This window comes from Citrobacter werkmanii (genome assembly GCF_008693645.1).
Lineage (GTDB): Bacteria > Pseudomonadota > Gammaproteobacteria > Enterobacterales > Enterobacteriaceae > Citrobacter > Citrobacter werkmanii.
In genome coordinates, this window is record NZ_CP044101.1 from 2,613,647 (window position 1) to 2,637,223 (window position 23,577).

Below are 23,577 nucleotides of genomic sequence, written 5' to 3' on the forward strand. Positions count from 1 at the left end.
TATTGGCCCTTATTTGGATAAATGCCAGTTTACACACAATATTATAGAGTTAAAGTGAGATTGATACAAAGCAGATAACATATGTTTTGATGGATTTAACGTCATAAATCCGTCATAAGACCCATCATACTATATTTAAATCATGGACGGATGCGGTGGTTAATCTGCCGAAATGCAGATTAAATGCCCGCGATGCAACTGGATCGCCCCCTGTCGTTTTAACCTGGCAAGCGTATCCATAATGGTGCTGCGGGAAAGCCCGGTTCGCTCCCTGATATACTGTACCGCCGGGATTCTTTTTCTGACGTCATCCGGCTCTTGCTGTAAAAGTTCAAGATGTCCCCAAACCATATCAGTTGCGGTTCGACTGGTGATCAGGCGATCGCGCTGGCTCATTACCTGAATAATATACGCTTCAACTATTGCCACAGATTCCCAGAGTCGATCGCGATTAACGATAGTCATGAAATCCGTTTTCTTCACTACGTGAGTAGTACATGGGCTGACTGCTTCGATATCATAAAAGTTATGCCCAGTGGGAAGAAAGAACTCGGCCATTCCCAGCATCATTGGCGCCTGCTGACTGGCCAGGATGAGCCCATCAGTGCGCCGGCGAATGACTATTCTACCTTCGGTCAACAACCAGATCCCATTCTCACCCTGAGAGTCCATAATAAAAGAACCGCTACGATATAGCGATTGGGCTTCAGAAAGTGGCAGTAATGCGTTGAAAAGTTTGGTTATATTAGTCGCAAGGAGTTCTTCGCTGCTACCGGTTTGTTCAGTATTGCTGGTCATAGAAGGCTCAGTCTAATTCACTAAATAATCTTATTAATGATTATCGGTAATAGAGAAAAAATCAAACCTGAAAAGTCCATTTTTGGATTTTATTATTAACATTAGCCTTACAAGAAAGTCTGATTTTATACTTGCAATACATTAATACTTTTTGTCAAAAAAAACACAGTGATAATATCAATGAACAAAATGGTTCTTGTGGGCTTTTTCAATGTTAATTAAAAATATCTTGTGGTCGCTATTTATTACTGGGTTATGTGTGGGGGTCCATTATATTTTAACGCGATGGGTAACCAGACGCCTGCAATGTGCAACATTGAGAAAGCCGAGAGCAGGATTATTATGCTCTTTATTACTGCTTGCTCATTTATTGGAATGTGGCGTTTATGCAACATTTTATTATATTCATCATTGCTTTAGTTCATTTTACGACTCGCTTTATTTTTCAATTACAAGTTTTGCCACCGTCGGTTATGGCGATTTGCTGTTACCACGATTCTGGGAGATCTCCGGTTCACTTGAAGGCATGACAGGCGCACTGCTAACTGGTTGGTCGGTCGCTTTACTGGTAGCAGTAGTGGTGCTCGAATCCGGCGAAAAACAACGTTAGAGATACCCTCTAATTAAGTTATAAATTCTGTTGGAGTTACTATGTTGCTCAATTATTTATCATTAGCAATACTCATCCTGGTGTTCTTAATTATTTTTTATGGCGTATTAATCTTGCATGACATCCCGTACGAGATCGCTAAGAAACGCAACCACCCTCACCTCGATGCCATACATGTCGCGGGTTGGGTCAGTTTATTTACATTACATGCGATTTGGCCATTTCTCTGGATTTGGGCAACATTATACAGTGATAAGCATGGCTGGCATGGAAATACCTCAGGACATAATATCGCTGAGCTAAGCGCGCGGATTGCGATACTGGAAAAAACACATGAACAAACTAATAGCGCATACAGCCCGCAGGATCCAAAGGTAAATTAATCGTGGAAATATTATTAACATTAACCTACGCCGCTATCGTTTACGTCATTTTTAAAGTATTTAAGGTTCCGTTGAATAAGTGGACATTACCCTCAGCGGTATTGGGGGGCGTGGTCATGCTTGGGGCGCTGATCCTTACCATGAATTATAATCATCCCTATACAGAAGATGCACAAAAATTGGTTGTGGGCATTCCCGTTGTTCCGCAAGTTACCGGGGTGGTTTCAGAAGTAACGGATAAAATTAACACACCAATAAAAAAAGGAGATGTCCTGTTTAAAATCGATCCTGCCCGTTATAAAGCTAAACTGGAAAAGCTTGAAGCGGACATTGTTACGGCAAAACATGACGTTCTGGCCCTTGAGGAGAAACGCAATAGCGCGCGACTGCAGCTAGAACAGGCCAGGGCTGAACGTGATAAATATTACAAAAACTATCAGCGCTACCAGAAAGGCAGTCAGGCAAAAGTGAACCCATTTACTGCCAATGATATTGATACAGCGCGCCAGGATTATCTGGCTCAGGACGCGGCGATGAACGCCGCCAATGCTGAACTGAACAGTATTCAGAAAGAACTCGACAGCACTATTCATGGACAAAACTCGCAGATCGCCAGTCTGCAAGCTCAGATTGATGAGGCTCGATTTAATTATGAGCAAACCATTGTTCGCGCCCCCAGCGACGGTTATGTCAGCCAATTACTGGTTCGTCCGGGAACCTATGCGTCGAGACTGCCTTTTAAGCCAGTTATGGTGTTTATTCCTGCGCACAAAAACCAAATTGTTGCGGCGTTTCGTCAAAACTCGATCTTACGTCTTAATGTGGGTGATGAAGCTGAAATTGTCTTCAATGGCTTGCCGGGACAAGTAGTACAAGGAAAAGTCGTCAGTGTTGCCCCCGTGATCCCGACCGGGGCTTATTATGCCCAGGGAACATTGCAATCCTTAAACGTCACACCGGGCAGCAACAAAGTGCTGGTCAGTATCGAAGTTGATAATAATCAGGCTGAACAGCAACTCCCAGACGGTGTTGCCGCTCAGGTTGCGGTCTATTCAGCTCAGCATTTTGAAGCATTATCATTGCTACGGAAAATACTCTTGCGTATGACCAGTTGGATGCACTACCTGTACCTTGATCATTAATCGACTGTCCGGGTGCAGTGATTGCGCCCGGACCTCACTCGACGCTCAGGCGGTAGCAGGTTCTGGTAATCTGAAGGAAGAGACCAGCAACGCCAGTTGTTCCGCCTCTTCTTTCAGGGCCTGGGTACGTGCTGCGGCATCATCAATTAACGAGGCATTCTGCTGAACGGTGCTGTCCATTTCGGTAACGGCCAGCGTGACTTCGGAAACGCCTTTACGCTGTTCTTCGCCTGCAACGCGTATTTCCCCCATCAACTGACGCACCTGCCGTACGTTATTGACCAGTTCTCCCAGCCGTTCGCCTGCATTGTGAATTTGCTGACTTCCGCTACCAACATGAGATACGGATTCATCAATTAATGCTTTAATTTCCTGCGCGGCGGTGGCGCTACGCTGGGCCAGCGTACGTACTTCAGAGGCGACAACGGCGAACCCTCTACCCGCATCGCCCGCTCTGGCGGCTTCAACGGCGGCGTTCAGGGCCAGAATATTGGTCTGGAACGCAATGCTGTCAATCACCGCGACAATTTCCACCATTCTGCCGGATGACGCGCTGACGTTATCCATTGTTGAGATCACGCCCTGCATAACATCGCCACAGCGGTTGGCCGTTTGCGCGGTGCTATCGGATAGCTCATCCGCCAGTTGCGTATTACTGGCATTTTGATGAACGGTCGCATTTAACTGTTCCATCGCCGCCGAACTCTCTTCCAGCGCAGCGGCCTGCTGCGTGACGCGAGATGAAAGTTCCATATTGCTGTCTGCCAGGCTGACGGCATTATTCGCCACCACCACGCTACTGCTTCTGACGGTGATCAGAATGGCTGAGATTTTATCGACGAACAGATTAAACGCCTCGGCGATAGCCGAAATCTCATCTTTGCCGCGCACATCCAGGCGACGGGTAAGATCGCCTTCGCCCTGCGCAATATCATCGAGCGCCTGGCGGGTATCATCGAGACGCGAAATCAGTCGGCGAACCACCAGCCAGGATCCCACCAGCAATAGCGTCATAATTGGGATCAACACTTCCAGCACGTCCTGCATCATCACTTTGGCGAGACCGACGATGCGTGATTCAGGCGTCACCAGCCCCACGACCCAGCCGGTATCCGCCATCGGGAATAGCATTACCCGGGTCGGCGTATTCAACACATAGTCGTTGGCAAGCGTAATCGTCTTAACCCCATCTGCCGGACGTAAAGATTTAAGACCGTTTTCCACCGGGATAAGCCATTGCGCGCTTTGCGCCAGATCGTTAATGGTTTTGTGTTTTGTCAGATCAGCCTGCGGGAAATAGAGCATTTGTCCGTGTTTATCCACCACGAACGCGTAACCACCGGTGCTGTTTCCCTGTTGTTGCATAAAGGTGGCAACGTTATCGAGACGAATATCGGTAGTGGCGACGCCGGCAAACTTACCGGCCAGTTGATAAGGAACGCTGCAGGTTACCATGTTGACCCCGGAACTGGCATCCTGGTAAACATCAGACCATAAGCAGCTGTTTTGTGAATGTCCCTTGGCATGCTGATACCAGCTTTCATTGTGGTATCCGCTTGATCCTTCGACGTTATAGTCGTTGGAGTACATCAGCTTTCCTTCAGCGTTACGCGCCCAGAAAAAGCTGCGTTTTTCTACGCCTGCGGTGAAGGCGTCTGGTTCTGGCCAAATGCCGCCGCCGGTAATGATCGATTCTTTATCTTCACCTATCAAATGTGGAACAACGCTTTGATATAGAGATTCATCGTTGGGCAGCACTTCGGCCAGTCGCGACAAACCGACGGTCTCACCTTCAATTCGCGACAACACGGTACTTAACTGGCGGGTTAAACCTTGCCCCGTTTCTTCGATCAGGGCGGTATTGATTTCAACGACGCGCGGCTGCCCTCGCCAGAGCATAATTGCAACAATAACAAGTGTAGTGACTGCAAGCAGCAGAATGCCGCCAATGGTTAAACGCGTTGAAATACGAGTAGGATACCAGGCCATACAAACTCCTTCTGCAAAAGGCTAACTTTTACCCAGTATCGGCACCGGCGTTTTTATCTTTATAAAGTTTCCTTAAGTATTGCAAAATAAATAAGTGACGGCGTCACAAATAGCAAAACCCAGCACTTTGGCCGGGTTTTAATAACGCTTTAATTTTATTTTGATAATTCTTTTTTGATTTCGTCTTTTATTTTACTTAATTCGCTCTGCGGATGTTTTTTACAAAGTTCTACGGTCAGAGGTACTGCGGTCGTGACGGTTTCGTTATAGTCGACGTAATCACCACCTTTGAAATCTTCGTCTTCATTAAGCACCCAGAAAGCCACCGGAGCCATGGTCTGCGGGTTCAGATCAATGAATTCCTGGCAGCTCATGCCTTTCGGCGTCACTTCAGTTTTCGCGCTATCAGTGGCTGCATTGACGCTAACACTGGTTAACAGAGCTGCGACCAGAATACCTGCTGTAGAAAGGGAGAATTTATTCATTGTAGTACTCCATTTATAATATAGATAATATCTACACTCGCGCTTCAAACCGTTAATGTAGTTCGCAAAAATAATACCCCTACCGTTATAAGAATAAGGATTGCCATTATTGATTTGGCTGAAATTGATATTTCCCATTACCGATTCTGATGTTTGAGGGGAAATGTTGCCGACAATGTGATCGTTCCGACGAAATCAGCAGATTCATACCCCGCTCTCCTGTCGCTGCACCAAAACTGAACTACGCTGCACAAATGTTGATCATTAGTTAATGAATATGGTTTGCGTTTTAACAAAAACAGCCAGCGTATCGCTGTTAGCGACCTGGCACGCGTCCTGCATTGTTAATTCACTAACAGTGAGCCGTCATCTGACAGACAATTAACAGCGAGAAGGTAATGACAGCGAAACCTGAATTATTTACCCGCATAGAACAGACCTTCAGCCAGCTTACGCCGAGCGAAAAGCGCGTAGCCGGGTGGCTGTTAGCCCACGGTGTACAGATCCCTTTTGAAACCGCGGATGGCATCGCTAAAGCGGCAGGAACCAGCGGCATTACCGTAGGACGCTATCTGCGTAAGCTGGGCTTTCGTAATCTGGAGGATGCAAAAGCCAGCCTGCGTGAGCTGCCGGTTGTCCCCTATCAACCCTGGGGAATGAACGAGCGGCTGGATTCCTGGCACCAGCAGCAAAGCCTGCCGGATCGTGCGCAGCAGTCGCTGTTACTGGAAATCGACGCCATTACCCATGTCTATCAACTCGCGCAAAGCGAAACATTTTTACGCATTGCGCAGCAGCTGGCGCATGCGGAAGCGGTTTACATCCTCGGGATCCAGTCTACACGTGGGATTGCCAACGCCTTTTTTAGTCATCTTGAATACCTGCGGCCTAAAGTCAGCTACTCCGAAGGGCTTTCCGGCAGTTGGGTCGAGTCGCTGAATTCGGGATTTAACCAGCCATACGTGGTGATCACCGACATGCGCGCCTACTCCGCTATCTCCCGACAATATTGCCGTGTCGCGACAGAACGCCATATTCCACTGGCGCTGATCACCGATGTGTGGTGTCCGTGGGCCAGAGATTATGCCCTTGATTTACTCCAGGTAAAAACTGACACCGGACATTTCTGGGATTCTCTGGCTCCCGTGAGCTGTCTGTTCAACTTATTACTCTCTGCGGTGGTGGAGCAACTTGGTGATTCCCTCGCAGGACGCCTGCAAACCAATCGCCAGTTACAACAACAGTTTGGTCAATTCGAACAATAAACAGGAAATGTGCTATGTCAGAAACCCCAGAACTGGTCGATCTGTCGGTGATATTCCCGTCACTGCATATCGATCTCAAATACGCCACGGCCGACAACATTACCGGCGCGCCTATCTACCGGGAAGCGCGCTGCCTGTTACACCGCGAGGCGGTAACCGCGCTGGCTAAAAGCATCAGTATCGCGCAACTGGCGGGCCTGAAGCTTGTAGTGTTTGACGCGTATCGCCCCCAGCAGGCGCAGGCGGTGCTGTGGAATGCGTGCCCGGATCCCCAGTACGTCGTCGATGTGGCGATTGGATCCAATCACAGCCGCGGGACGGCCATCGACGTTACGCTGATGGACGATCGTGGCAATGTTCTTGATATGGGCGCTGATTTTGATGAGATGCACGACCGTTCTCATGCCTGGCACCCTTCTGTTCCACCAGCCGCGCAGCGTAACCGGTTGTTACTCAACGCCATTATGTTCGGTGGCGGTTTTGTCGGCATTAACAGCGAGTGGTGGCATTTTGAATTACCTGATGCCGCGCGTTATCCACTGCTTGACGACCAGATAGCCTGTTTCCCTGTTCCCCCCATAACAACACAACATCCTTTTTAATTCTGGAGCCTGGTTATGAAGACTACACCTGCGTTAAATGCGTTTTTTCGCCCCGCTCTGATCGCCATTGCGCTGGCATTTGCCCTCCCTGCCGCGCAGGCCGCCGTGCCGAAAGATATGTTGGTCATCGGTAAAGCCGCCGACCCGCAGACGCTCGACCCCGCCGTGACAATCGATAACAACGACTGGACGGTCACCTATCCCTCTTATCAGCGTTTGGTTCAGTACAAAACCGAAGGCGGTAAAGGCTCAACGGAAGTTGAAGGTGATTTAGCCAGCGGCTGGAAAGCCTCTGACGATCAGAAAGAGTGGACGTTCACCCTGAAAAACGATGCCAAATTCGCCGACGGTACGCCGGTGACGGCAGATGCAGTAAAACAATCCTTTGAGCGCCTGCTCAAAATTGGCCAGGGACCCGCTGAAGCATTCCCGAAAGATCTGAAGGTTGAGGCCATTGATGACAATACGGTGAAATTTACCCTCAGCCAGCCGTTCGCGCCATTCCTGTATACGCTGGCAAATGACGGGGCCTCAATTATCAACCCGGCAATCTTAAAAGAGCATGCCGCAGACGATGCCCGCGGATTCCTGGCGCAGAACACGGCAGGCTCCGGTCCTTTCATGCTGAAAAGCTGGCAAAAAGGACAACAACTGGTACTGGTGCCAAACCCGCATTATTCCGGGGCCAAACCAACGTTTAAGCGGGTTTCGGTAAAAATCATTGGTGAAAGCGCCTCCCGTCGCCTGCAGTTGTCGCGTGGCGATATCGACATTGCCGACGCGCTTCCAGTCGACCAGTTGGCCGCTTTAAAACAGGAAGGCAAAGTTAACGTAGTGGATTATCCCTCGCTGCGCGTGACCTATCTGTATCTGAACAACAGTAAAGCGCCGCTCAATCAGGTGGATTTACGCCGCGCCATCTCATGGGCCACCGATTATAAAGGCATGGTGAATGGGATCCTCAGTGGCAATGGTAAACAGATGCGCGGTCCGATCCCTGAAGGTATGTGGGGTTTTGATGACAAGGCTATGCAGTACAGTTTTGATGAAGCCAAAGCGAAAGCCGCATGGGACAAGGTCGCGAACAAACCCGAGAGCCTGAGTTTCTTGTATTCAGATAATGACCCTAACTGGGAGCCGATTGCCCTCTCTACCCAGGCCAGTCTCAACAAACTGGGTATTAAGGTGAAGCTGGAGAAACTGGCGAATGCCACCATGCGTGACCGCGTGGGTAAAGGGGATTACGACATTGCTATCGGCAACTGGAGTCCGGATTTCGCCGACCCGTACATGTTCATGAACTACTGGTTTGAGTCAGATAAAAAAGGTCTGCCGGGTAACCGTTCATTCTATGAAAATAGTGAGGTCGATAAGCTGCTGCGTAGCGCATTAGCCACCACCGATCCGGTCGCCAGAACCAATGATTACCAGCAGGCGCAAACCATCGTGATTGATGAAGCGGCCTACGTCTATTTATTCCAGAAAAACTATCAACTGGCGATGAACAAAGACGTCAAAGGATTTGTATTTAACCCCATGCTGGAACAGGTCTTCAATATCTCCACCATGAGTAAATAAGCCACGTTGATGCGGAGCCACTCAGGCTCCGCAAGGGGAAGCTAATGACGTTCTGGAGCATTTTACGCCAGCGATGCTGGGGACTTATTCTGGTGGTTATCGGTGTTTGCGTGATCACCTTTATTATTTCGCACCTGATCCCAGGCGACCCCGCGCGGTTGCTGGCGGGCGATCGCGCCAGCGATGAAATTGTTGAAAATATTCGCCAACAGCTGGGGCTGAACCAACCGCTGTATGTGCAGTTCTTTCGCTATGTGAGCGATATCTTTCAGGGCGACTTAGGCACCTCTATTCGCACCGGACGCCCGGTACTGGATGAACTGCGTATCTTCTTTCCCGCCACCCTGGAGCTGGCTTTCTGCTCTTTGTTGCTGGCGCTGGTGATCGGTATTCCGTTAGGTATTTTATCTGCAGTCTGGCGCAACCGTTGGCTTGATCACCTCGTTCGCCTGATGGCGATTACCGGCATCTCCACGCCTGCATTCTGGCTGGGGCTGGGGGTTATCGTGCTGTTTTACGGTCATCTGCAAATTTTGCCCGGCGGTGGACGGTTAGACGACTGGCTGGATCCACCGGCTCATGTCACCGGATTCTACCTGATTGATGCCCTGCTGGAAGGCAATGGCGAAGTCTTTTTCAATGCGCTCCAGCACCTGATCCTGCCGTCACTGACGCTGGCTTTTGTGCACTTAGGGATCGTTGCCCGCCAGATTCGCTCCGCCATGCTGGAGCAACTGAGTGAAGATTACATTCGTACCGCGCGCGCCAGCGGACTGCCGGGCTGGTACATCGTGTTATGTTACGCGTTGCCGAATGCGCTTATTCCATCAATAACCGTGCTCGGCCTGGCATTGGGCGATCTGCTCTACGGTGCGGTACTGACCGAAACGGTCTTCGCCTGGCCGGGAATGGGCGCCTGGGTGGTAACGTCGATTCAGGCGCTCGACTTCCCGGCGGTGATGGGATTTGCCGTAGTGGTCTCTTTCGCTTATGTGCTGGTCAACCTTGCGGTTGATTTACTCTACCTGTGGATTGACCCACGTATTGGACGCGGAGGTGCTGAATGATGCTCACTCAAGAAACGCCGACCGCCCCACAGACTGCTCGTCGTCGTACGGACTGGGCGAAATTGTTGTGGATGATGAAAAGCAGCCCGCTGACGCTGATAGGCGGGGTCATCATTGTACTGATACTGTTGCTGATGGTGCTGTCACCGTGGATTACGCCTTACGATCCTAATGCCATCGATTTAAGTGCGCGCCTGCTGCCACCGTCTGCGGCCCATTGGTTTGGTACCGATGAAGTGGGCCGCGATCTGTTCAGCCGTGTTCTGGTCGGAAGCCAGCAGTCGGTCGTCGCTGGTCTGGTGGTGGTGGGAATTGCCGGCGGATTGGGTTCGCTGCTGGGTTGTCTGTCTGGCGTCATGGGGGGACGCGCCGATGCAATTATCATGCGAATAATGGACATCATGCTGTCCATCCCTTCGCTGGTACTGACAATGGCACTGGCCGCTGCGCTGGGACCCAGCCTGTTTAACGCCATGCTGGCGATTGCCATCGTACGTATTCCTTTTTATGTGCGCCTCGCCCGCGGCCAAACGTTAGTGGTGCGTCAGTTTACCTATGTCCAGGCTGCGCGGACCTACGGCGCTTCTCGCTGGCACCTGATTAGCTGGCACATTTTACGTAACTCTTTACCGCCGCTGATTGTGCAGGCGTCGCTGGATATCGGCAGCGCGATCCTGATGGCCGCCACGCTCGGGTTTATTGGTCTGGGCGCACAGCAGCCCAGCGCGGAATGGGGAGCGATGGTGGCGATAGGCCGCAACTACGTGCTTGATCAGTGGTGGTATTGCGCTTTTCCCGGCGCCGCAATTCTGATTACCGCCGTGGGCTTTAATCTTTTTGGCGATGGTATTCGCGACCTGCTGGATCCGAAAGCCGGAGGAAAACAGTCATGACACAACCCGTACTGGAAATTGAGGATTTGCATCTGAGTTTCCCCGGCTATAAAGCTGACGTGCATGCGCTGAACCATGTTTCGCTGCATATCAACCGCGGAGAAATTGTCGGCGTGGTCGGTGAATCCGGTTCCGGCAAGTCCGTGACGGCGATGCTTACCATGCGGCTGCTGCCGGAGGGCAGCTATCATATTCACCAGGGACGCGTTTCGCTACTGGGTGAAGATGTGCTTAACGCCAGCGAAAAGCAAATGCGCCAATGGCGCGGCGCACGCGTTGCGATGATCTTTCAGGAGCCCATGACCGCGCTTAATCCCACGCGACGTATCGGCCAGCAGATGGTGGAAGTTATCCGCCATCACCAGGCGCTAAGCCGCACGGATGCTCGCCAGAAAGCCATCGCTTTACTGGAAGAGATGCAAATTCCGGACGCGGCGGAAGTGATGAAACGTTTCCCGTTTGAGCTTTCCGGCGGTATGCGCCAGCGGGTGATGATTGCGCTGGCCTTTTCCTGCGAGCCGGAACTGATCATTGCCGATGAACCGACCACTGCACTTGACGTCACGGTACAGCTGCAGGTGTTGCGTTTGCTGAAGCTAAAAGCGCGCGCCAGCGGGACAGCCGTGCTATTTATCAGCCATGATATGGCGGTGGTTTCACAATTGTGCGACCGGTTATACGTCATGTATGCCGGAAGCGTGATTGAGAGCGGCCCAACACAAACCGTTATTCAGCATCCCACGCATCCCTATTCCATCGGCTTGCTGAAATGTGCGCCGGAACACGGTGAACCGCGCGCATTGCTGCCTGCCATTCCCGGCACCGTACCGAATTTAACCCGCTTACCGAGCGGATGCGCATTTCGTGAGCGCTGTTTTGCGGCTGGCCCTCGCTGTGACGAGACGCCTGCGTTGAGCCGTCAGGGTGGCGTGGATCAACAATCGGCCTGCTGGTATCCGCAACTGGAGACAACACATGTCTGAATTTTTACTGGCCTTGCAGGATGTTCATGTCAGCTTTCCCGCGCGTAAAAACTGGCTCGGCAAGGTTACCGAACGGGTGCATGCGCTCAACGGTCTGGATTTACAGATTCGACAGGGAGAAACGCTGGGGATTGTCGGTGAATCCGGCTGCGGAAAAAGTACGCTGGCGCAACTGCTGATGGGGATGCTGCAACCCAGTCAGGGAAACTACTCTCGCCGCGATGGCAAGCAGCACAATGGTATGCAGATGGTCTTTCAGGACCCGCTTTCATCGCTTGATCCGCGCTTACCGGTGTGGCGAATTATCACCGAACCGGTGTGGATCCAGAAGCGAAGCTCCGAGCGTGAACGCCGCATTCTTGCCGAAGATTTGGCGCAACAGGTAGGGATCCGCCCTGAATATCTCGACCGTCTGCCGCATGCGTTCTCCGGCGGGCAGCGTCAGCGTATTGCCATTGCCCGGGCGTTGTCGTCAGAGCCGGACGTGATTGTACTGGATGAACCCACTTCGGCGCTGGATATCTCCGTGCAGGCGCAAATTCTTAACCTGCTGGTGTCATTGCAGGCACGCAGAAATCTGACCTATGTGCTGATATCGCATAACGTGTCGGTGGTTCGCCATATGAGCGATCGCGTGGCGGTGATGTACCTTGGGCAAATTGTTGAACTGGGAGAAACGCAGCAGGTTCTTACTCATCCTGCCCATCCCTACACGCGATTATTACTCGACTCCGTCCCTAAAACGGGAGCACCGCTGGCGGAGGATTTAGTGTTACGGAAAACCGAACTACCGGGGAACCGAACGCTGCCTGAGGGCTGTTTTTTTCGTGACAGATGTCCGTTGGCGATCCGTGGCTGTGAGAATAAACAGATCTTGCTGTCCAGCGAATCAGGATGTGAGGTTCGCTGCTGGCGGGCGGTTAACGTGAGCTGAACGCGGCGGAAAATCAGGCGCAATACGCCTTTTTCAGGGTATCCACCAGCACTTCTGAGGCAGTAGATAACTTATGATGTGCCGAACGCAGAACGCCGATCCGACGCTGGATCACCGGCGTGTCCAGATCGATACAGGTTGCGCCTAATTCAGTCATTTGCGTACGGCACAGCGCGGGTACCGCGCTGCCGCCCAGGCCCTTAGCCACCAGCCGGCCAATGGTCACCAGTTGATGGCTCTCCAGCGCCACCTCCAGCGAATGCCCGCTTTGCACCAACTGTTCTTCCAGCATCAGACGCACAGCGGAAGGTCGTTGCAGAGTGATGAAATCCAGCGTCAGCAGTTCACGCCACGCAATACGATCCCGCCCTGCCAGTCGGCATGTTGGCGGGACAATCGCGATAAAACGATCCACACCAAGCGGGGTGAAATGCAGATGCCCGGAATAGTCCGGTTCGAAGGCAATGCCCATCTCCACCCGCCCTTCACTCACCATCTCAATGACTTGTTCGTTAATCACATCGTGAACCGTTACGTTGATACCGGAATAGGAATCACGAAACGTCTTCAGTACTGACGGCAGGACGTTAGCAGCAAATGAAGGCATGGCGGCAATAGAGATTTTACCGCGTTGCAGCGTGAATCGCTGGCGCATTGCCTCTTCCGTGTTCTCCCAGTCCGCGAGCAACTGTCGCCCCATGTTCAGCAACGTTTCCCCTTCCTGCGTCAGGGTCACCTTGCGGGTGGTTCTCAACAGTAAAGCCCCACCCAACGAATCCTCCAGTCCTTTAATCGCCAGACTTAATGCGGGTTGCGACATATTCAGTCTTTCACTGGCATGAGCAAAATTCAGAGTGTGAGCTACCGCTAAAAACGCGCGTAACTGTTTGATGCTCATTCCCATTTCGCATTCCTTTAACCTGTTGAATACCTTTAATTAACATTAAATTGATAAAAAAACCCAATGAGTGAGTCACAAATTTAAAATTAACAAATCATTTTTCTCCCCCAATGATGTCGGCAAGGACAACTGGAGGGGCAAGTATATGGCTGGACTGGATAAACGGGTCGCCACGTATCAAGAGGCGCTGGAAGGACTGACCGACAACATGACGCTGCTGGCGGGCGGTTTTGGCTTATGTGGCATCCCTGAAAATCTGATTGCCGAAGTACGTCGTCGGGAGGTTCAGGGTCTTACCGTGGTGTCAAACAACTGCGGCGTGGACGGTTTTGGCCTCGGCGTACTGCTGGAAACGCGTCAGGTGCGCAAAGTGGTTGCATCCTATGTGGGTGAAAACGCGCTGTTTGAAAAGCAGGTGCTTAGCGGCGAACTGGAAGCCATCCTGACGCCGCAAGGCACGCTGGCGGAGCAGTTGCGCGCTGGCGGCGCGGGGATCCCCGCTTTCTTCACCGCGACCGGATACGGGACCCCCGTGGCCGAAGGAAAAGAGGTGCGCGAGTTTGCCGGACGTCCGTACATTTTAGAACAGGCCATAACCGGGGACTTTGCGCTGGTCAAAGGCTGGAAAGCCGACTGGTACGGCAATGTTATCTATCGCCATACCGCACAGAATTTTAATCCGCTGATGGCCGCTGCCGGGCGCATTACCGTGGTGGAAGTTGAAGAGATTGTCCCCCCTGGCGAGTTGGATCCCGCTGCGATTCATACTCCCGGAATTTTTGTTAACCGCATTATTCAGGGGCAATTTGAAAAACGTATTGAACAACGCACCCTGCGCCAGAAAGGAGCCTGACCATGTTAACGCGTGAACAAATGGCAATGCGTGTCGCCCGTGAGCTGCGCGACGGTTATTACGTCAACCTTGGGATTGGTATTCCCACTCTGGTAGCGAACTACATCCCCGATGGTATGGACGTGATGCTGCAATCGGAAAACGGTTTGCTGGGTATGGGGCCGTTTCCCACAGAAGACGAAATTGATGCGGACATGATCAACGCCGGAAAACAGACCGTGACGGCGCGCAAAGGCGCAGCGATTTTCGACTCGGCGCAATCCTTCGCGATGATCCGCGGCGGCCACGTTGACCTGACGGTGCTCGGCGCGTTTGAGGTCGATGTTAACGGCAATATCGCCTCGTGGATGATCCCCGGAAAAATGGTGAAAGGCATGGGCGGCGCAATGGACCTGGTGGCCGGAGCCGACAACATCATCGTGGTGATGACCCATGCCTCCAAAAACGGTGAGTCAAAATTACTTCCCGCCTGCACCCTGCCGCTGACCGGCGTGGCCTGCATCAAACGCGTACTTACCGATCTGGCGCTGCTGGAGATTGCCGACGGGGCGTTCATTCTTCGCGAACGCGCCCCGGGTATCAGCGTGGATGACATCGTCGCCAGAACCGCCGGCAAGCTGATCGTTCCTGAAAATGTCCCCGAGATGCAATTTAACTGAGGAGCTGACCATGCAGGATGTTGTTATTGTCGCGGCAACGCGCACCCCGATTGGCAGTTTTCATGGCGCGCTGGCGCCGCTTTCGGCGGTTGAACTCGGTTCGGTGGTCATCCGTTCCCTGCTGGAAAAAACGGCCGTGGCGCCTGAGCAAATTGATGAAGTGATTTTGGGTCAGGTGCTCACGACGGGCAGTGGTCAAAATCCGGCCAGACAGACGGCGTTACGCGCGGGCTTACCGGTCACTACGCCAGCGCTAACCATTAATCTGGTGTGCGGCTCGGGCCTGAAGGCGGTGCATCAGGCGGTACAGGCGATTCGCTGCGGTGATGCGCAAATTGTGATTGCCGGTGGGCAGGAGAGCATGAGCAATGCGCCCTATTTCCTCGACGGCGCGCGGGCCGGTCTGCGCCTGGGTCATGCCAGCCTGAAAGACAGCGTAGTGCATGACGGTTTATGGGACGCCTTCAACGACTATCACATGGGCATTACCGCGGAGAATCTGGCGGATAAGTTCGCTATCAGTCGTGAGCAACAGGACGCATTTGCTCTGCACTCCCAACAAAAAGCAGCTGCCGCGATTGAAGCCGGTCGTTTTAGTGCGGAGATTACCCCGGTCAGCGTTCCGCAGGGGAAAAAACCGCCGCGTGTAGTGGACCGTGACGAACAACCGCGCCCGGATACTCAGGCTGATAAGCTGGCGCAGCTGAAGCCAGCGTTTCGGCCTGGAAACGGCACGGTGACCGCCGGGAATGCTTCTTCAATCAATGATGGCGCCGCGGCGGTGATGCTAATGAGCGCCGCCAAAGCCGCAGAACTCAATTTGCCGGTTCTGGGACGGGTTGCGGGCTATGCGGTCTCCGGCGTCGATCCGGCCATTATGGGTATTGGGCCAGTAGAAGCGTCACTTCAGTGTCTGCAACGGGCTGGCTGGGCGCTGAACGATGTTGATCTCATTGAAGCCAACGAAGCGTTTGCCGCACAAGCGCTGGCGGTTGGCGAATCACTGAACTGGGATAGCAGCAAAGTTAACGTCAATGGCGGCGCGATCGCGCTGGGTCATCCGATTGGTGCCTCCGGGTGCCGGGTTCTGGTGACCCTGCTGCATGAAATGGCCCGCAGCAACGCCGCCAAAGGGTTGGCCACGCTGTGCGTAGGCGGTGGTCAGGGTGTCGCGCTGGCAGTAGAGCGTCCGGGGGGATCTCATGAAAAATAAGCAAATTTGCGTACTGGGCGCGGGTTTAATGGGCGTCGGCATCGCCACCCACTTTGCCCGCTTTGGTCACGATATCTGGTTGTACGACACCGATAGCAGCCGAATTGCGGAAATTAGCCATATTGCCAGCGGTATTGTGGATGAGCTTATTGCTACTGAACAATTTGCTCTAAGCGAAAAAACATCGGTTATGAACCGTCTACACGGTACGACGTCGCTACAGGATATTGCCGCGTGCGGATTGCTGATTGAAGCCATCCCGGAACGCCTCGAACTTAAACATGCGCTGTATGCGCAACTGGAAGAGCTGATCGCACCGGAGGCGGTGATCGCCAGTAATACCAGCGGACTGCCACCCGATGCCCTTGCAGAAAAGCTTGCCTATCCTGAGCGGTTGCTGATTGCCCATTTCTGGAACCCGCCGCACTTTATTCCGCTGGTTGAAATTGTGCCGGGGACGGCAACGAAGGCGGAATATCTCCATGAATTACAACAACTACTGCTGTCGATGCAGCTGGAAGCGGTCGTACTCGATCGCGCCGCGCCAGGGTTTGTCGGCAACCGTCTGCAATTCGCCCTGCTGCGTGAAGCGTTGCATATCGTTAAAAGCGGTATCGCCAGCGCGGAGGTAGTGGATCAGGTAATGCGTGCCTCGCTCGGACGACGCTATGCCATGGTTGGTCCGCTGGAGGCGGCTGATATGACCGGTCTTTCTACGGTACAGGACATTTGTCGGCATCTGTTACCGGAGCTGGCAACAGGTAGCGACATGATGTCGCTGGTCGCTGACAAGGTCGCCAACGGTGATACCGGTTTGCGCAGCGGCCAGGGATTTTATCGCTGGGATGATTCGCGCAAGGAGTACATCCAGCAACGCAGAGAGCACCAGCTGCGCTTTGCCCTGAAACCGTAACTTCTCTTTCTGTACCCCACTATAACAATGATATTGAGGAGTCATGATGAGTGTATTAATCGCCCTGGCAGCGCTGGGCCTGCTGATGCTTGCAGCCTATCGCGGATACAGCGTCATCCTGTTTGCCCCCATCGCGGCATTAGGTGCTGTATTGCTTACCGAACCCAGCGCTGTCGGCCCTGCCTTCACCGGCCTGTTTATGGAAAAAATGGTCGGTTTTGTGAAGCTTTACTTCCCGGTATTTTTGCTGGGTGCGGTGTTTGGCAAGTTAATCGAGTTGTCTGGTTTTTCCCGCTCTATTGTTGCCGCCGCCATCAATATTCTCGGGCGGCGTCACGCCATCCCGGTGATCGTGCTGGTGTGCGCGCTGTTAACCTACGGCGGGGTGTCACTGTTCGTCGTGGCGTTTGCGGTGTATCCCTTTGCGGCGGAGCTGTTCCGCCAGAGTAATATTCCTAAGCGCCTGATCCCGGCCACCGTTGCGCTGGGCGCGTTTTCCTTCACGATGGACGCCTTGCCGGGCACGCCGCAGATCCAGAATATTATTCCGACCAGCTTCTTTGGGACTAACGCCTGGGCCGCGCCGTGGCTGGGGCTGATAGGCTCGCTGTTTATTATTTTCGTCGGTCTGGTTTATCTCGAACGTCAGCGTCGTAAAGCGCAGGCAAAGAATGAAGGCTATGGCACTGAACTGTTAAACGAGCCGGAAACGCCGGATAACATTAACCTGCCGAACCCGATAATCGCTATCTCTCCGCTGATTCTGGTTGGGGTATTTAACCTGCTGTTTACCCGCTGGATCCCACAGTGGTATGGCGCAACACATCAACTGGAACTGCCAGGCCTTGCCAAACCGATTACCACCGAAGTCGGTAAAATTACCGCTATCTGGGCGGTGGAAGCGGCGCTGATTTCAGGGATCCTGCTGGTGGTGCTGTTCGGCTATCGCAACATTAAAGGTCGCCTGGCGGAAGGCAGTAGAACGGCGGTTGGCGGCGCGATCCTCGCGGCGATGAACACCGCGTCGGAGTATGGTTTTGGTGCGGTGATCGCTGCCTTGCCGGGTTTCCTTGTGTTGTCAAAAGCGCTGGCGGCGATCCCCGACCCGCTTCTTAACGAAGCCATCAGCATCACCACGCTGGCCGGGATCACCGGCTCGGCGTCTGGCGGAATGAGTATTGCCCTCGCCGCCATGTCTGACACTTTTATTGCCGCTGCCCATGCCGCCAATATTCCACTCGAAGTCTTCCACCGCGTGGCGTCAATGGCCAGTGGCGGCATGGATACCCTGCCGCACAACGGCGCGGTCATTACCCTGCTGGCTATTACCGGCCTCAGCCATCGTCAGGCGTACGGCGGGATTTTCGCCATCACCGTGATCAAAAGCCTGGCCGTGCTGTTTGTTATCGGCGTCTTCTACACCACCGGAATTGTTTAAGGAGAATCATCATGAACTTAACGGGAAAAACCGCCCTGGTTACCGGCTCGACCAGCGGTATTGGATTAGGCATCGCTCAGGTGCTGGCACAAGCGGGCGCTTCGTTGATCCTCAACGGATTTGGTGATGTCGAAGCCGCCAAAGACGCCGTGGCGCAGTATGGCAAAACGCCAGGCTACCACGGCGCGGACCTGAGCGATGAAGCGCAAATTGCTGACATGATGCGCTATGCTGCAAGCGAATTTGGCGGTGTGGATATCCTGGTCAACAACGCCGGGATCCAGCATGTGTCTCCGGTAGAAACCTTCCCGGTTGAAAAATGGAATGCGATTATTGCTATTAACCTCTCATCCGTTTTTCACACTACGCGACTGGCGCTGCCAGGCATGCGCGCACGGAACTGGGGACGCATCATTAATATCGCCTCGGTTCACGGCCTGGTGGCTTCTAAAGAGAAATCCGCGTACGTGGCAGCCAAGCACGGCGTGGTGGGATTAACCAAGACCATTGCGCTGGAAACCGCGCAGACCGGCATCACCTGCAATGCGCTATGCCCCGGTTGGGTGCTCACACCGTTGGTCCAGCAGCAGATTGATAAACGTATTGCCGAAGGCGCTGCGCCTGACGTCGCACGTGACGCCCTGCTGGCGGAAAAGCAACCGTCGCGCGAATTCGTCACGCCGGAGCAGTTAGGGGAACTCGCGTTGTTTTTATGTTCAGACGGTGCGGCGCAGGTACGAGGCGTTGCGTGGAATATGGATGGCGGCTGGGTGGCGCAATAACATCATCGGGTGCCGGATAAGACGTAGTCACATCCGGCACGCCACGATTAAGACTTCAGCTGATAATCCAGTGTAATTTCCGCGTTCAGTACCTGCGAAACTGGGCAGCCGGCCTTCGCTTTCTGGATGATGCCGTCAAACGTGGCGGCGTCTATCCCCGGAACGCTTACCTCACTGTGCAGCGCTACTTTGGTTATCGCAAATCCCGCATCCACCTTATCCAGAGAAACATCGGCAGTGGTATCAATGGCGTCTGGCGTAAAGCCCGCATCGCCCAGCATTAACGAAAGCGCCATTGAGAAGCAGGCGGCATGGGCCGCGCCAATCAACTCTTCAGGGTTGGTGCCTTTTACCCCTTCGAACCGCGTATTAAACCCATACGGTTGCTGATTCAGCACGCCACTTTCGGTCGATACGGTACCTTTACCGCGTTTAATGTCGCCTTCCCAGTGTGCCTGACCCTTCTTATGGATAGTCATTACCGTTCTCCTGTGTTGTCGTTGAAGTTACAAGTATAGGACGCCTGAGAAAATGCATGATCCATCCGGGATAGTTCTGCATTTACCGCTTAAGCATTGACCTTTCAGACAAAATGACCGACCATCCTGAAAGCCGTTATTTTAAACATCGGCTTTCTATCAGGTTGTATTTCGTCCGTTGTTATACGGGCTCGCCCTTGAAACCAGAAACAGGATTAAGGAGTTAGAATGAAATCGAACCGTCAGGCCCGTCATATTCTTGGACTGGACCACAAAATCTCAAACCAACGTAAAGTCGTGACCGAAGGTGACAAAACCAGTGTGGTCAACAATCCTACCGGAAGAAAACGCCGCGCTGACGGCAAATAGTCTTTCGCAGGTCTGACTGAATAACGAGATAAACACCATTGCAACCGCAGTGGTGTTTTTGCTTATAAAACCCCATACCCCATTCACAATGCTTTATACTTCGCCCGTTTCCCTGGCGGACAGGCCACATACGATCATAAAGAACGCCAGGGACGGTTATTCAAAAAAGAGTGAGTGACATGGAAAACGAAACTAAAAAACTGCGTTCCCTTTACATCCCCTACGCTGGCCCGGTACTGCTGGAATTCCCTTTACTGAATAAAGGGAGCGCTTTCAGTGTGGAAGAACGCCGTAACTTCAACCTGCTGGGGTTACTGCCGGAAGTGGTCGAGACGATTGAAGAACAGGCTGAACGCGCCTGGATCCAATATCAGGGATTCAAAACCGAAATCGACAAGCATATTTACCTGCGTAACATTCAGGACACCAACGAAACCCTGTTTTACCGACTGGTGCATAATCACCTTGATGAGATGATGCCGGTTATCTATACCCCAACGGTAGGTGCTGCCTGTGAGCGTTTCTCTGAGATCTACCGTCGCGCGCGCGGTGTGTTTATCTCTTATCAGAACCGCCACAATATGGACGATATCCTGCAGAACGTACCTAACCACAATATCAAAGTCATCGTCGTCACCGACGGTGAACGTATTCTGGGCCTTGGCGACCAGGGGATCGGCGGGATGGGTATTCCGATCGGTAAGCTGTCGCTGTATACCGCGTGTGGCGGAATTAGTCCGGCCTACACCCTGCCGGTCGTCCTGGACGTCGGTACCAACAATCAGCAACTGCTGAACGATCCGCTGTATATGGGCTGGCGTAATCCGCGTATCACTGATGATGAATACTACGAATTTGTCGATGAATTCATCCAGGCTGTGAAGCATCGTTGGCCGGACGTGCTGCTGCAATTCGAAGACTTCGCGCAGAAAAATGCGATGCCGTTGCTGAACCGCTATCGCGATGAAATTTGCTCGTTTAACGACGATATTCAGGGCACCGCAGCGGTTACCGTTGGTACGCTCATTGCCGCCAGCCGCGCGGCGGGTAGCCAGTTAAGTGAACAGAATATCGTGTTCCTTGGAGCGGGCTCAGCCGGTTGCGGGATTGCCGAGCAGATCATCGCGCAAATCCAGCGTGAAGGTTTAAGCGAGGAAGCGGCGCGTCAGCGCGTGTTTATGGTCGATCGCTTCGGCCTGTTAACCGACAAAATGCCGAACCTGCTCTCCTTCCAGACCAAGCTGGTGCAAAAACGCGAAAATCTGCAGCACTGGGATACGCAAGAGGATGTGCTGTCGTTACTCGACGTGGTGCGTAACGTTAAGCCGGATATCCTGATTGGTGTTTCCGGACAGACCGGCCTGTTTACCGAAGAGATCATCCGCGAAATGCACAAGCATTGTTCGCGTCCCATCGTCATGCCGCTGTCTAACCCAACTTCACGCGTGGAAGCTACGCCACAGGATATTATCGCCTGGACCGAAGGTAACGCGCTGGTTGCGACCGGTAGTCCGTTCGCGCCGGTAGTGTGGAAGGAAAAAGTCTTCCCGATTGCTCAGTGTAATAACGCCTATATTTTCCCGGGTATCGGGCTGGGTGTTATTGCTTCCGGCGCATCGCGCATTACCGATGAAATGCTGATGTCGGCCAGTGAAACACTGGCGCAGTATTCACCGCTGGTGCTGAACGGCGAAGGACTGGTGTTACCGGAACTGAAAGACATTCAGACAGTTTCCCGTGCGATTGCTTTTGCCGTGGGTAAAATGGCCCAGCAGCAAGGCGTGGCTGTGAAAACGTCCGCCGAAGCGCTGCAACAGGCGATTGACGATAATTTCTGGCAGGCGGAATATCGCGACTACCGTCGAACGTCTATTTGACGGTTTGCCCGGCAGACTCTGCTGCCGGGCAATTTTAAGCCGTTCGATGAACGAAATACAGTATGTAGATTACTGTTCTGAAAGTTCCAGCTCAGCGATAACCGGCAGGTGATCGCTCGCCGTAGACCACGTAAATTCGGGTGAGTTATGTGGAATTTCCAGATTTTTGACGTTCCACTTCTGCCCTTTAAACGTGAAAATATGGTCTATATCGATCGCAGGGTTAACGGCTGGCCAACTGCGGGTATCAACCCCTTCTTTCGTCACTTCGTTGAAAAAGTAACGTATTTCTTTCAGCGGCTGCTCGTCCCGGGTCGAATTAAAGTCCCCTGCAAGGATTTTAATTGAGGAGGCGATATCCGGGAAATCTGATGTCGCGTCGCCAATGCTGATATCTAAAAGATAGCGGGCTTGTTCCGTACGCATGGTAGGATCTTTTTGCCAGTCGAGATGGGTCACCATAATGATGGGGGCAGAATCAAACCCAGGCACGTCAACCTGCGCCAGTAACGCCACGCGTTGTTCAGCATTACCCGACGGTAATTTTACCACCTGCGTGTGCAATATTTTATATTTGGAAAGCAGTCCTAACCCGTACTCACCGCCATCAAAATCGAGTGCTTTACCAAAGGCGTAATACAGTTTATTGGCATCAGCGATTTTTTTGAGTTGATCGATCTTTTGACTGCGCCCTGTTTTATTATCAACCTCTGGCACTGCTATAATATCTGCATCTATTCTTTTAATAGCTGAATTAAGTGCCGTAAAATCCGCCACATCAGCAGATGCTTCATTTTTACCAATGTTATAGGTGGCAATCTTTAAATGCGGGTTATTCTGCGTGTAAATTTTGTCAGGAACACCACCCTTTTGCACTTTAAGTATCTCATTACCAGCGAGTTTTTCGCTTGCTTGTGCATTTGCAAATAAACATCCCAGCGCAATCATCGTCAATGTCATTGTTTTTTTCATGTCATCTATTCTCCAAATAATAAAATAGTGAGCGACAGCGTACCGGAGAACAGCGATCGTTATTGTGATCCTTAACTCATGCTTTCGACGCGACGAAAATTAAGTTTTGCCTGATTTATTTGTCTTGTGATCTGCTGGGTGTTCAAAGCTTGCGCTACCTCGTATGTTGCGATTACACTTTCATCACCGATTAACATTCTGAAAAACAAAAGGAGGATACTTATGCTGTACTGTGAACGTTTTATCGTTTCACATGCTTTTGGCGATCGCCAGTGCTCAAGCGTTATCGGTATCGTGCTGCGATAACTTCTGCTTGAGCGAAGCTAACTTCTCAATCCCCTTCTCTCGGGCTTACCGGGTTATCGTCAGCGATGTTTGACGAGGCGTTTTTA

24 protein-coding genes are annotated in these 23,577 nt (G+C 52.3%); 18 read left to right on the forward strand and 6 right to left on the reverse strand.

Annotated features, from left to right (window positions below):
- Window positions 1–159: 159 nt before the first annotated feature.
- Complete coding sequence (locus FOB24_RS13260) at window positions 160–798, reverse strand: helix-turn-helix domain-containing protein (protein ID WP_110498069.1); 639 nt, start codon at window positions 796–798, stop codon at window positions 160–162.
- 211 nt (window positions 799–1,009) lie between these two features.
- On the opposite strand from FOB24_RS13260, the gene FOB24_RS13265 reads away from it, so the two are divergent.
- From FOB24_RS13265 to FOB24_RS13275, 3 genes are read left to right on the forward strand one after another with little or no spacing between them, the layout of a single operon-like run.
- Window positions 1,010–1,408 carry an ion channel gene (locus FOB24_RS13265; RefSeq protein WP_085048211.1) on the forward strand — a complete coding sequence of 133 codons (399 nt, stop codon included), beginning with the start codon at window positions 1,010–1,012 and terminating at the stop codon, window positions 1,406–1,408.
- Window positions 1,409–1,449: 41 nt separating this feature from the next.
- Window positions 1,450–1,791, forward strand: coding sequence for a DUF3302 domain-containing protein (locus FOB24_RS13270; RefSeq protein WP_042308402.1), 342 nt, complete (start codon window positions 1,450–1,452; stop codon window positions 1,789–1,791).
- A 2-nt stretch (window positions 1,792–1,793) separates the two neighbouring features.
- Entirely contained in the window at window positions 1,794–2,933 is a 1,140-nt protein-coding gene (locus tag FOB24_RS13275) for an HlyD family secretion protein (RefSeq protein WP_085048210.1), read from the forward strand.
- 45 nt (window positions 2,934–2,978) lie between these two features.
- Here FOB24_RS13275 and FOB24_RS13280 read toward each other — a convergent pair whose 3' ends face one another.
- Together FOB24_RS13280 and hdeB are read right to left on the reverse strand one after the other, a co-directional pair.
- A complete protein-coding gene (locus FOB24_RS13280) occupies window positions 2,979–4,922 on the reverse strand; it encodes a methyl-accepting chemotaxis protein (RefSeq protein ID WP_150345029.1) in 1,944 nt (647 codons plus the stop codon).
- A gap of 155 nt (window positions 4,923–5,077) precedes the next feature.
- On the reverse strand, window positions 5,078–5,407 hold the full coding sequence (gene hdeB, locus FOB24_RS13285; RefSeq protein ID WP_032939734.1) for an acid-activated periplasmic chaperone HdeB: 330 nt from the start codon (window positions 5,405–5,407) through the stop codon (window positions 5,078–5,080).
- A gap of 398 nt (window positions 5,408–5,805) precedes the next feature.
- Between hdeB and FOB24_RS13290 the strand changes: the two genes are divergently transcribed.
- Genes FOB24_RS13290 through FOB24_RS13320 form a run of 7 tightly spaced genes read left to right on the forward strand, consistent with a single transcriptional unit; the run spans window position 5,806 to window position 12,729 of the window.
- A complete protein-coding gene (locus FOB24_RS13290) occupies window positions 5,806–6,672 on the forward strand; it encodes a MurR/RpiR family transcriptional regulator (RefSeq protein ID WP_038640598.1) in 867 nt (288 codons plus the stop codon).
- 14 nt (window positions 6,673–6,686) lie between these two features.
- Entirely contained in the window at window positions 6,687–7,274 is a 588-nt protein-coding gene (gene ddpX, locus FOB24_RS13295; RefSeq protein ID WP_085048207.1) for a D-alanyl-D-alanine dipeptidase, read from the forward strand.
- A 15-nt stretch (window positions 7,275–7,289) separates the two neighbouring features.
- A complete protein-coding gene (locus FOB24_RS13300; RefSeq protein ID WP_085048206.1) occupies window positions 7,290–8,852 on the forward strand; it encodes an ABC transporter substrate-binding protein in 1,563 nt (520 codons plus the stop codon).
- Between the two features lie 44 nt (window positions 8,853–8,896).
- A complete protein-coding gene (locus FOB24_RS13305; protein ID WP_038640603.1) occupies window positions 8,897–9,919 on the forward strand; it encodes an ABC transporter permease in 1,023 nt (340 codons plus the stop codon).
- Entirely contained in the window at window positions 9,916–10,812 is an 897-nt protein-coding gene (ddpC, locus tag FOB24_RS13310; RefSeq protein ID WP_087856610.1) for a D,D-dipeptide ABC transporter permease, read from the forward strand. The genes FOB24_RS13305 and ddpC overlap by 4 nt, the downstream gene beginning before the upstream one ends.
- Entirely contained in the window at window positions 10,809–11,795 is a 987-nt protein-coding gene (locus FOB24_RS13315; protein ID WP_150345030.1) for an ABC transporter ATP-binding protein, read from the forward strand. The genes ddpC and FOB24_RS13315 overlap by 4 nt, the downstream gene beginning before the upstream one ends.
- Window positions 11,788–12,729 carry an ABC transporter ATP-binding protein gene (locus tag FOB24_RS13320; protein ID WP_038640609.1) on the forward strand — a complete coding sequence of 314 codons (942 nt, stop codon included), beginning with the start codon at window positions 11,788–11,790 and terminating at the stop codon, window positions 12,727–12,729. The genes FOB24_RS13315 and FOB24_RS13320 overlap by 8 nt, the downstream gene beginning before the upstream one ends.
- Before the next feature lie 13 nt (window positions 12,730–12,742).
- Here FOB24_RS13320 and FOB24_RS13325 read toward each other — a convergent pair whose 3' ends face one another.
- Window positions 12,743–13,633: a LysR family transcriptional regulator gene (locus FOB24_RS13325; RefSeq protein WP_038640611.1), complete on the reverse strand. Its 891-nt coding sequence runs from the start codon at window positions 13,631–13,633 to the stop codon at window positions 12,743–12,745.
- 142 nt (window positions 13,634–13,775) lie between these two features.
- On the opposite strand from FOB24_RS13325, the gene FOB24_RS13330 reads away from it, so the two are divergent.
- The 6 genes from FOB24_RS13330 to FOB24_RS13355 are packed head-to-tail and all read left to right on the forward strand — an operon-like array spanning window position 13,776 to window position 19,488.
- Window positions 13,776–14,483: a CoA transferase subunit A gene (locus tag FOB24_RS13330; protein WP_032939731.1), complete on the forward strand. Its 708-nt coding sequence runs from the start codon at window positions 13,776–13,778 to the stop codon at window positions 14,481–14,483.
- Between the two features lie 2 nt (window positions 14,484–14,485).
- Window positions 14,486–15,142: a CoA transferase subunit B gene (locus FOB24_RS13335; protein WP_038640615.1), complete on the forward strand. Its 657-nt coding sequence runs from the start codon at window positions 14,486–14,488 to the stop codon at window positions 15,140–15,142.
- 10 nt (window positions 15,143–15,152) lie between these two features.
- Entirely contained in the window at window positions 15,153–16,355 is a 1,203-nt protein-coding gene (locus FOB24_RS13340; protein ID WP_150345031.1) for an acetyl-CoA C-acetyltransferase, read from the forward strand.
- Window positions 16,345–17,268: a 3-hydroxyacyl-CoA dehydrogenase family protein gene (locus FOB24_RS13345; RefSeq protein WP_150345032.1), complete on the forward strand. Its 924-nt coding sequence runs from the start codon at window positions 16,345–16,347 to the stop codon at window positions 17,266–17,268. Before FOB24_RS13340 ends, FOB24_RS13345 begins: the two co-directional genes overlap by 11 nt.
- Before the next feature lie 43 nt (window positions 17,269–17,311).
- The gene (locus FOB24_RS13350; RefSeq protein ID WP_199951110.1) at window positions 17,312–18,706 is read left to right on the forward strand and encodes a GntP family permease; all 1,395 of its coding nucleotides are present in this window, start codon (window positions 17,312–17,314) and stop codon (window positions 18,704–18,706) included.
- 11 nt (window positions 18,707–18,717) lie between these two features.
- On the forward strand, window positions 18,718–19,488 hold the full coding sequence (locus tag FOB24_RS13355) for a 3-hydroxybutyrate dehydrogenase (RefSeq protein ID WP_085048200.1): 771 nt from the start codon (window positions 18,718–18,720) through the stop codon (window positions 19,486–19,488).
- Window positions 19,489–19,535: 47 nt separating this feature from the next.
- On the opposite strand, the gene FOB24_RS13360 is transcribed toward FOB24_RS13355, so the two are convergent.
- Window positions 19,536–19,967: an OsmC family protein gene (locus tag FOB24_RS13360; protein ID WP_085048199.1), complete on the reverse strand. Its 432-nt coding sequence runs from the start codon at window positions 19,965–19,967 to the stop codon at window positions 19,536–19,538.
- A gap of 228 nt (window positions 19,968–20,195) precedes the next feature.
- On the opposite strand from FOB24_RS13360, the gene sra reads away from it, so the two are divergent.
- Window positions 20,196–20,336, forward strand: coding sequence for a stationary-phase-induced ribosome-associated protein (sra, locus tag FOB24_RS13365; protein ID WP_038640628.1), 141 nt, complete (start codon window positions 20,196–20,198; stop codon window positions 20,334–20,336).
- A gap of 179 nt (window positions 20,337–20,515) precedes the next feature.
- Window positions 20,516–22,213 (forward strand): malate dehydrogenase, encoded by a 1,698-nt coding sequence (gene maeA / locus FOB24_RS13370; RefSeq protein ID WP_038640630.1) that lies wholly within the window; start codon window positions 20,516–20,518, stop codon window positions 22,211–22,213.
- Window positions 22,214–22,282: 69 nt separating this feature from the next.
- On the opposite strand, the gene FOB24_RS13375 is transcribed toward maeA, so the two are convergent.
- Entirely contained in the window at window positions 22,283–23,185 is a 903-nt protein-coding gene (locus FOB24_RS13375; RefSeq protein WP_121529055.1) for an endonuclease/exonuclease/phosphatase family protein, read from the reverse strand.
- Window positions 23,186–23,577 lie beyond the last annotated feature (392 nt).

Bases quoted from the DNA above. Each gene is read 5' to 3' on its own strand.
- FOB24_RS13355 (WP_085048200.1), top strand. From the start codon at position 18,718: ATGAACTTAACGGGAAAAACCGCCCTGGTTACCGGCTCGACCAGCGGT.
- FOB24_RS13340 (WP_150345031.1), top strand. From the start codon at position 15,153: ATGCAGGATGTTGTTATTGTCGCGGCAACGCGCACCCCGATTGGCAGT.
- maeA (WP_038640630.1), top strand. From the start codon at position 20,516: ATGGAAAACGAAACTAAAAAACTGCGTTCCCTTTACATCCCCTACGCT.
- FOB24_RS13260 (WP_110498069.1), bottom strand. From the start codon at position 798: ATGACCAGCAATACTGAACAAACCGGTAGCAGCGAAGAACTCCTTGCG.
- FOB24_RS13375 (WP_121529055.1), bottom strand. From the start codon at position 23,185: ATGAAAAAAACAATGACATTGACGATGATTGCGCTGGGATGTTTATTT.
- FOB24_RS13300 (WP_085048206.1), top strand. From the start codon at position 7,290: ATGAAGACTACACCTGCGTTAAATGCGTTTTTTCGCCCCGCTCTGATC.
- ddpC (WP_087856610.1), top strand. From the start codon at position 9,916: ATGATGCTCACTCAAGAAACGCCGACCGCCCCACAGACTGCTCGTCGT.
- FOB24_RS13325 (WP_038640611.1), bottom strand. From the start codon at position 13,633: ATGGGAATGAGCATCAAACAGTTACGCGCGTTTTTAGCGGTAGCTCAC.
- FOB24_RS13305 (WP_038640603.1), top strand. From the start codon at position 8,897: ATGACGTTCTGGAGCATTTTACGCCAGCGATGCTGGGGACTTATTCTG.
- FOB24_RS13315 (WP_150345030.1), top strand. From the start codon at position 10,809: ATGACACAACCCGTACTGGAAATTGAGGATTTGCATCTGAGTTTCCCC.
- sra (WP_038640628.1), top strand. From the start codon at position 20,196: ATGAAATCGAACCGTCAGGCCCGTCATATTCTTGGACTGGACCACAAA.
- FOB24_RS13335 (WP_038640615.1), top strand. From the start codon at position 14,486: ATGTTAACGCGTGAACAAATGGCAATGCGTGTCGCCCGTGAGCTGCGC.
- FOB24_RS13350 (WP_199951110.1), top strand. From the start codon at position 17,312: ATGATGAGTGTATTAATCGCCCTGGCAGCGCTGGGCCTGCTGATGCTT.
- FOB24_RS13330 (WP_032939731.1), top strand. From the start codon at position 13,776: ATGGCTGGACTGGATAAACGGGTCGCCACGTATCAAGAGGCGCTGGAA.
- FOB24_RS13360 (WP_085048199.1), bottom strand. From the start codon at position 19,967: ATGACTATCCATAAGAAGGGTCAGGCACACTGGGAAGGCGACATTAAA.
- ddpX (WP_085048207.1), top strand. From the start codon at position 6,687: ATGTCAGAAACCCCAGAACTGGTCGATCTGTCGGTGATATTCCCGTCA.
- FOB24_RS13270 (WP_042308402.1), top strand. From the start codon at position 1,450: ATGTTGCTCAATTATTTATCATTAGCAATACTCATCCTGGTGTTCTTA.
- FOB24_RS13345 (WP_150345032.1), top strand. From the start codon at position 16,345: ATGAAAAATAAGCAAATTTGCGTACTGGGCGCGGGTTTAATGGGCGTC.
- FOB24_RS13290 (WP_038640598.1), top strand. From the start codon at position 5,806: ATGACAGCGAAACCTGAATTATTTACCCGCATAGAACAGACCTTCAGC.
- FOB24_RS13280 (WP_150345029.1), bottom strand. From the start codon at position 4,922: ATGGCCTGGTATCCTACTCGTATTTCAACGCGTTTAACCATTGGCGGC.
- FOB24_RS13320 (WP_038640609.1), top strand. From the start codon at position 11,788: ATGTCTGAATTTTTACTGGCCTTGCAGGATGTTCATGTCAGCTTTCCC.
- FOB24_RS13265 (WP_085048211.1), top strand. From the start codon at position 1,010: ATGTTAATTAAAAATATCTTGTGGTCGCTATTTATTACTGGGTTATGT.
- hdeB (WP_032939734.1), bottom strand. From the start codon at position 5,407: ATGAATAAATTCTCCCTTTCTACAGCAGGTATTCTGGTCGCAGCTCTG.